Source organism: Pelomonas sp. KK5 (assembly GCF_001984095.1).
GTDB lineage: Bacteria > Pseudomonadota > Gammaproteobacteria > Burkholderiales > Burkholderiaceae_C > KK5.
The window spans coordinates 1-7,813 of sequence record NZ_LYVQ01000271.1; the positions used below are offsets into that span (position 1 = coordinate 1).

The following is a 7,813-nucleotide window of genomic DNA, read 5'->3' on the forward strand; positions in this document are numbered from 1 at the left end:
GGTGCGCCTGGAAGGCCACGCCGACGCCAGCGGCAACGCGGTCGCCAACCGCGAGCTGTCGCAGCGCCGCGCCGAGGCCGCCCGCCAGTACATGGTGGACAAGGGCGTGGCCCCGGGCCTGCTGGACGCCGTGGGCGTCGGCGCCGACCGGCCGAAGGCGGGCCTGAGCCCGCAGGCGCCGGAAAACCGCCGCGTCGAGATCAGCCGCGAATAAGCGGACGGGGCGCTCCAGCGCCCCCTGAAACAACGACAACAACAAGCGCGACGGCCCCTTCCGGCTCCGCGCCGGGGGATCCATTCGATGCGCCGTGCTCGCTGGTTTTTTCGAGGGTCGCTGCGGCGGCCGACCTTGGGGCTGCTGGGACTGAGTCTGGCGCTGGCCGCGCATGGGCAGCAGGCGTCGCCGACGCCCCCGGTCATCCCCACGCCGGACGAACTGGCCCGCCAGCGCGCGCCGCAGCGGCCGGAGTCCGATGCGAAGGAGCTCCCCCAGCGCCCGCTGCCCAAGGAGATGGCCCGGCCGCAGGACGATGCCCTCACCGTCGATGTGCAGCGTTATGTCATCGACGGCCCGGTGCCCGAGAAGCTGGCCGCCGCCCTGCCCCGGCTGACCGAGGCCTACGTCGGCAAGGCGCGGACGTATGAAGACCTGGTCGACGCCACCGTCGCCGTCACCCGCTTCCTGCAGAGCGAACTGGGCTACTACCTCGGCTACGCCTACCTGCCGGCGCAGGCGCCGCAGGACGGCACGGTGCACATCGCGATCCTCGAAGGGCGGCTGGACAAGGCCGTGCTCAAGGGCGGCGACGGCCTGCCGGTCAAGCGCGAGGTGCTGCAGGCCTACCTGGACCGGCTGACGCCGGGCGAGATCCTCAAGGTGCAGGACGTGGAGCGGGTCGTCTTCCTGCTCAACGACCTGCGCGGCGTGTCGGTCAAGGCCGAAGTGCGCCCCGGCACGCAGCCAGGCACGGCCATCCTCGAGTTCACGCCGACGGCGGATTCCCGCTGGGAGCTGAAGGCCGACGGCGACGCCAACGGCTCCACCTACATCGGCCGCTTCCGCCTCGGCGCCACCGGCTACTGGAACAGTCCGCTGGGCCGTGGGGACAGCGTGTCCGGCTCGGTGCTGGCCTCCGGCGGCGGCGGCCTGCGCTTCGCGCTGATCGGCTACAACACGCCGCTGGGTTCCAACGGGCTGAAGGCCGGCGTCTCGGTCTCCACGCTGAAGTACAAGCTCGACGAGGCGGACTTCCCGCTGGGCCTGTACGGTGACGGCCGCACGATCAATACCTATGTGCTCTACCCCTGGGTGCGTTCGCGCAACCTGAACCTGTTCCAGCTGGCCGCGATCGACGACAAGCGCTACGACGACACCATCGCCGGCATCACCACCCGCAAGCAGATCCGGGACGCGGTGCTGGGTATCACCGGGGACTTCCGCGACAGCCTGCTGGGCGGCGCGGTCAACACCTTCGAAGTGAACTACAGCAAGGGCCGGCTGAAATACCCGGCGTCCGCGAGCGGCCTGCCCTCGGGCGTGGACGACGACCTCGACTACGCCAAGTTCAACTTCGCCTACTCGCGGCTGCAGAGCATCGTCGAGGGCCGGCTGCTGGGCTACCTGAACCTGCGCGGCCAGCAGTCGCTGAACAATCTCGACTCCACCGAGCAGTTCCGCGCCGGCGGCCCCGACGGCCTGCGCGGCTTCGCACCCGGCGACGGCACCGGCGACAGCGGCGTGATCGCCTCGCTGGAGCTGCGCTGGCTGCCGCCGGAGGCCTGGTTCGGCCGCTGGGCGAGGGAGATCGTGCTGGGCGTATTCGCCGACGCGGCGCAGATCCGATATCGCAAGGACTCGACCCGCATCCCCCGCGACCCGGCCTATGTCAATACCGCCCGGCTGTCCGACGTCGGCCTGTCCCTGGTCTGGGCCCGGCCGGCCGCCTATGCGCTGCGCCTGAGCGTGGCCTCCCCGATGTCCGGCAAGGACAGCGTGGCGGACGCCTCCAGCACGCGGGTCTACCTGCAAGCCACCTGGTTCTTCTGAGCGAGCCCATGATGACGAAGACAAAGCTCCCGCCCCTGCGCACGCTCTATGTTGCCGCCTGCCTTGCGGGCGCGCAGCTCGGCGCCGCCGCCGCGCCGCAGGGCGGCACCGTCGTGGCCGGCCAGGCCACGATCACCGGCAAGCCCAACGGCACGGACATCGCCCAGTCCAGCAGCAAGGCGATCATCGACTGGAACAGCTTCTCGCTGGCCAGCGGCGAGTTGCTGAAGGTGGAGCAGCCCAGCGCCAGCGCGGTGCTGCTGAACCGGGTCGTGGGCGTGGATCCCTCGCTGATCCTGGGCCAGATCCAGGCCAACGGCCGCGTCTTCGTCAGCAATCCCAACGGCGTGATCCTCGGCGCCGGCTCGCGCATCGACGCGGGCGGCTTCCTGGCCACCACGCTGTCCCTGTCCAACGCCGACTTCCTGGCCGGCCGCATCCAGCTCACGACGCCCGGCGGCAGCACGCCCGGCGCGCTGCGGGCCGAGGGCGAGATCAACGCCCCCGGCGGCACGGTGGCGCTGGTGGCGCCGGACCTCACGGTCACCGGCAGCATCTCCGCCCAGCGAGTGGGCCTGGCCGCGGTAGCCAGCGTGAAGGTGGACGTCGAGGGTGACGGCCTGATCTTCTTCAACCCGCGCAACGACGAGGGCCTGCCGGCGCGCCTGACGATGCTGGGCAAGCTCAACGCCGACGGCGGCACCGCCGAGATGCGCGCGCAGGCCCGCGCCGGCTTCGCCGACTCGGTGCTCAACCTGGACGGCATCGTGCAGGCCCGCTCGCTGGGCCTGAAGAACGGCCGCGTCGTGATCGACGGCGGCACCAGCGGCGTGACCACCGTCGCCGGCAGCATCGACGTCAGCGGCACGGGTGCCGGCGAGCACGGCGGCAGCGCCACGGTGCTGGGCGACAAGGTCGCCCTGTCCGGCAGCATCGACGCCAGCGGCATGACCGGCGGCGGCAGCATCGAGCTGGGCGGCGGCTTCCACGGCGAGGGCACCGAGCACAACGCCAGCAAGACCTGGGTGACGGGTACCGCCAGGCTCAGGGCCGATGCGCTCGGCAATGGCGATGGCGGCACGGTGGTGGTCTGGTCGGACGACGTGACCCACTACTTCGGCAAGATCTCGGCCCGCGGCGGCCCGCAGGGCGGCAACGGCGGCTCGGCCGAGGTGTCAGGGAAGGGCTACCTGGACTTCGGCGGGCAGGCGGACCTGACGGCGCCGCAGGGGCGTCTCGGCCAGTTGCTGCTGGATCCGCAGGACATCACCATCGGCTCCACCGACAACGTGGACGGCGCCGTCGGCCTGCCGGACGTGCTCGCCGCCCAGACCCTTCGCTGGGACGACTTCCCCGCCGCGGCCAGCCAGATCTCGGCGACCACGGTGCAGGGACTGCTGGGCAGCGGCGCCGTCGTACTGGAAGCGTCGCGCGACATCAGCGTCACCTCGCCCATCAGTTCGGGCGCCACCAACAGCCTGACGCTGAATGCCGGCAGGAACATCTCGGTGGGCGCCGCGATCACGATCACCGGCGACCTCACGCTGGCGGCCAACCACACCTTCACCACGGGTGGCGGTTCGCCGGCAGCGGGTAGCGGCGCGATCAGCTTCAGCGGCGGCACCACGACGCTCAGCGCTGCCAACGTCACGCTGAGCAGTGACAGCGGCCTGGCGCTGCCGACCATCAATGCCGGCGGCCTGATCAGCGTCACGCTGAGCAGCGGCAATCTCTCGCAGGCGGCCAGCACGACGCTCACGATGGGCGCGGACGGGAGTTCGTTCACCACCCAGGGCAACAACAGAACCATCACGCTGAACCGGGCCAATGTCCTGAACGGCCATTCGGTGGCGCTCAGCACGACGGGGTCCAACGGCGACGCGGTGCTGACCTCGGCCGACGCGATCAAGCTCGCTGCCAGCTCGATCGGCGGCAGCCTTACGGCAACCGCCAACGCCGGCAGTATCACCCAGACCGGCGCCCTCAGCACCGGCAGCAACGGCAGCAGCTTCACGGCCACCGGCGCCGGCAACAGCATCGACCTGAGCACCGCGGCCAACAGCCTGACCGGGCTGAACACCGGGGGCGTCAGCTTCACGACGCCGCTGGATCTCGCGTTGCGCGTGACCGGCAACCTCGTGATGCCCGACGAGGCGGCGAGCCTGACCGGCAAGCTGGTGCTGATCTCCGACACCGGCAACATCACGCAGGGCGCCGCCTTCAGCGTCGGCGCCGACGGCAGCAGTTTCACGACTTCCACCGCCGGCAAGACCATCACGCTCAGCCAGGCCAACCTGCTGAACGGCCACACGGTCTCGCTGAACACGACCGGTGCCTCCGGAGATGCCACGATCAAGGCCGACGCGCTGAAGTTCGCAGCCAGCTCGATCGGCGGCAAGCTTGCGGCCACCGCCAGTGCCGGCAGCATCACGCAGACCGGCGCGATCAGCACCGGCGCCACCGGCAGCAGTTTCACCGCCACCGGCGCAGGCAACAGCATCGACCTGAGCAGTGCGGCGAACAGCCTCACCGCACTGAATACTGGCGGCGTCAGTTTCACCACCCCGCTCGATCTGTCGCTGCGGGTGACGGGTGACTTGGTGATGCCGTCCGAAGCCGCCAGCCTCGCCGGCAAACTGGTGCTGATTTCCGACACCGGCAACATCACGCAAGGCGCCGCCTTCAGCGTCGGCGCCGACGGCAGCAGCTTCACGACATCCACGGCCGGGAAGACGGTCACGCTGAGCCAGGCCAACCACTTGAACGGGCATACGGTGTCGCTGAACACCACCGGCACTGCAGGCGATGCCACGATCAAGGCCGAGGCTCTGAAGTTCGCCGCCAGCTCGATCGGCGGCAAGCTGGACGCCACGGCCAGCGCGGGCAGCATCACGCAGACCGGCGCGGTCAGTACCGGCGCCACCGGCAGCAGCTTCGTCGCCACCGGCGCCGGCAACAGCATCGACCTGTCCACGCAGGCGAACAGCTTCGCCGGCCTGCCCACCGGCGCCGACACCTTCACCGCCCCGCAGAACCTGATGCTGCGCAACCAGGGCGCGATCCTGGCGCCGGCCGTCACGCTGCCCGGCAAGCTGGTGCTGATCTCCGACGGCGGCGCGATCACGCAGAGTGCGGCCTTCACCGTCGGCGCCGATGGCAACAGCTTCAGCGGCACCTCGATCACGCTGACCCAGGCCAACACGCTGGCGGGCAAGACCGTGGCGCTGGGCAGCAGCGGCGCAGCCAGCCTGAAGGCCGACTCGATCAAGCTGGCCACCAGCGGCGTCACCGGCGCGCTGACGCTCAACGCCACCAGCGGCAGCATCAGCCAGACCGGCGTGCTCACGCTGGGCAGCAACGGCAACGATTTCAGCGCCACCACCGCCAGCCAGACGATCACGCTGACCCAGGCCAACCTGCTTGGCGGCAACACCATCGCCCTGCACAGCGGTGGCGACGCCAGCCTCACCGGCGACGCGATCGCGTTCGCGGCCAGCACGATCGGCGGCAAGCTGACGGCCACCGCCAGCACCGGAGCCCTCACCCAGACCGGCGTACTGAACATCGGCGCCGACGGCAGCACCTTCACCACCAGCGCCCCCGGCCAGTCCATCACGCTGACCCAGGCCAATGTGCTGAACGGCCATTGGGCCAACCTGTTCAGCGGCGGCGATGCCAGCCTGACGGCCGACGAGGTCATCTTCGGCACCACCACCGTCGCCGGCAAGTTCGTCGCCATCGGCAGCACCGGCGTGGTCGCCCAGGTCGGCCCACTGAGCATCGGCGCCGACGGCAGCGACTTCACGACCCAGACCGCCGGCAAGGGCATCTCGCTGTCGGGCAGCACCACGCTGAACGGCAAGACCGTCGCGCTGCACAGCGCCGGCGATGCCACCATCAACGCCGATGCGATCAAGTTCGCCGCCAGCAGCGTGGCCGGCAAGCTGACGGCCGTCGCCACCACAGGCACGATCACCCAGACCGGTGCGCTGGACATCGGCGCCGACGGAAGTACTTTCACCACCAATACCGCCGGCCAGGCCATCACGCTGACCGACACCGGCAACCAGCTCCACGGCCACGACATCGAGCTGCACGGCGGCGGCGATGTCAGCGTGACAGCGGACGCCCTGCTGCTCACCGGCAGCACGATCGCCGGCAAGCTGGTCGCCACGGCCACCACCGGCTCGATCACGCAGAACGCCACGTTCAGCGTCGGCGCCGACGGCAGCAGCTTCACCACCAGCACCGCCAACCAGACGATCGTGCTGACCCAGGGCAACACGCTCAACGGCAAGTCGGTCGGGCTGCACACCAGCGGTGCCGCCGGCGACGCCTCGATCACCGCCAGCGCCAGCCTGGTACTCGCGGCCAGCGACGTCGGCGGCCGCCTGTTCGCGACCGCCACCAACGGCAGCATCAGCCAGAGCGGCGCGGTCACGACCCATGTCGGCGGCAGCAGCTTCAGCACGCCCAATCCCACCGGCAGCATCGACCTCGGCAGCCAGGCCAACAACCTCGCCGGCCTGGCCAGCGGCGCCGATGGCTTCTCCACGCTGCAGAACCTGTCGCTGCGCAACCTCGGCAGCATCGTGCTGCCGGCCACCACCCTGGGCGGCGCGCTGGTGCTGGTCTCCGACACCGGCAGCATCGGCCAGACCGGCATCTTCACGGTCGGCGCCGACGGCAGCAGCTTCACCACCAGCGCGAGCAACCAGACGATCTCGCTGGGGCAGGCCAACGTCCTGAACGGCAAGACGGTCGCGCTGCACACCAGCGGGGCCAGCGGCAGCGCCAGCCTGACGGCCGACGCGATCAAGCTCGCGGCCAGCAATGTCGGCGGCCCGCTGACGCTCGTCGCCAGCACCGGCGCGATCACGCAGACCGGCGCCCTGACGCTCAATGCCGACGGCAGCAGCTTCACCACCAGCACCGCCGGCCAGGCCATCACGCTGACCCAGGCCAATCTGCTCAACGGCCACACGGTCGCGCTGCACAGCGGCGGCGACGCCGCCCTGACCGCCGACGCGATCCAGTTCGCCGCCAGCACCGTCGGCGGCAAGCTGGTCGCCACCGCCAGCACCGGCGCGATCGGTCAGAACGCCGCCTTCAGCGTCAATGCCGACGGCAGCAGCTTCACGACCACCGGCCAGGCGATCAACCTGAGCCTGTCCAACCAGCTGCACGGCAAGTCGGTGGGCCTGACCACCGGCAACAGCAGCGGCGACGTCAGCATCACCAGCGCCGATTCGCTGGTCTTCGACACCAGCAATATCGGCGGCCGGCTGACCGCCGTGGCCAGCGCCGGCAGCATCACGCAGACCGGCGTCATCCAGACCCACACCGGCAGCGCCGGCACGCCCAGCAGCTTCACCGCCGTCGGCAGCGGCCATGGCATCGACCTGTCCACGCAGGCCAACCAGATTGCCGGACTGTCGGCCGGGGGCGTGCTGTTCAGCACCCAGCAGGATCTGGCCCTGCGGGACGTCGGCAGCATCCAGATGCCAAGCGCCGGCGCCAGCCTGCCGGGCAAGCTGGTGCTGGTCTCCGACACCGGCAGCATCAGCCAGACCGGCGCCTTCTCGGTCGGCGCGGACGGCAGCACCTTCACCACCAGCACCGCCAACCAGACCATCTCACTGACCCAGGCCAACCTGCTGAACGGCCACACCGTGTCGCTGAACACCGCCGGCACCAGCGGCAGCGCCACGCTGAATGCCGACGCGATCAAGCTGGCGCAGAGCAATGTCGGCGGCGCGTTGACGC

General features: G+C 70.3%; 3 protein-coding genes. All 3 read left to right on the plus strand.

Annotated features, from left to right (window positions below):
- The coding region (locus tag B0W88_RS27580) for an OmpA family protein (protein ID WP_144007005.1) at positions 1-214 on the plus strand (214 nt) is incomplete at its 5' end.
- Between the two features lie 135 nt (positions 215-349).
- The gene (locus B0W88_RS27585) at positions 350-2,047 is read left to right on the plus strand and encodes a ShlB/FhaC/HecB family hemolysin secretion/activation protein (protein ID WP_077037770.1); all 1,698 of its coding nucleotides are present in this window, start codon (positions 350-352) and stop codon (positions 2,045-2,047) included.
- 11 nt (positions 2,048-2,058) lie between these two features.
- The coding region (locus B0W88_RS27590; protein WP_158080959.1) for a filamentous hemagglutinin N-terminal domain-containing protein at positions 2,059-7,813 on the plus strand (5,755 nt) is incomplete at its 3' end.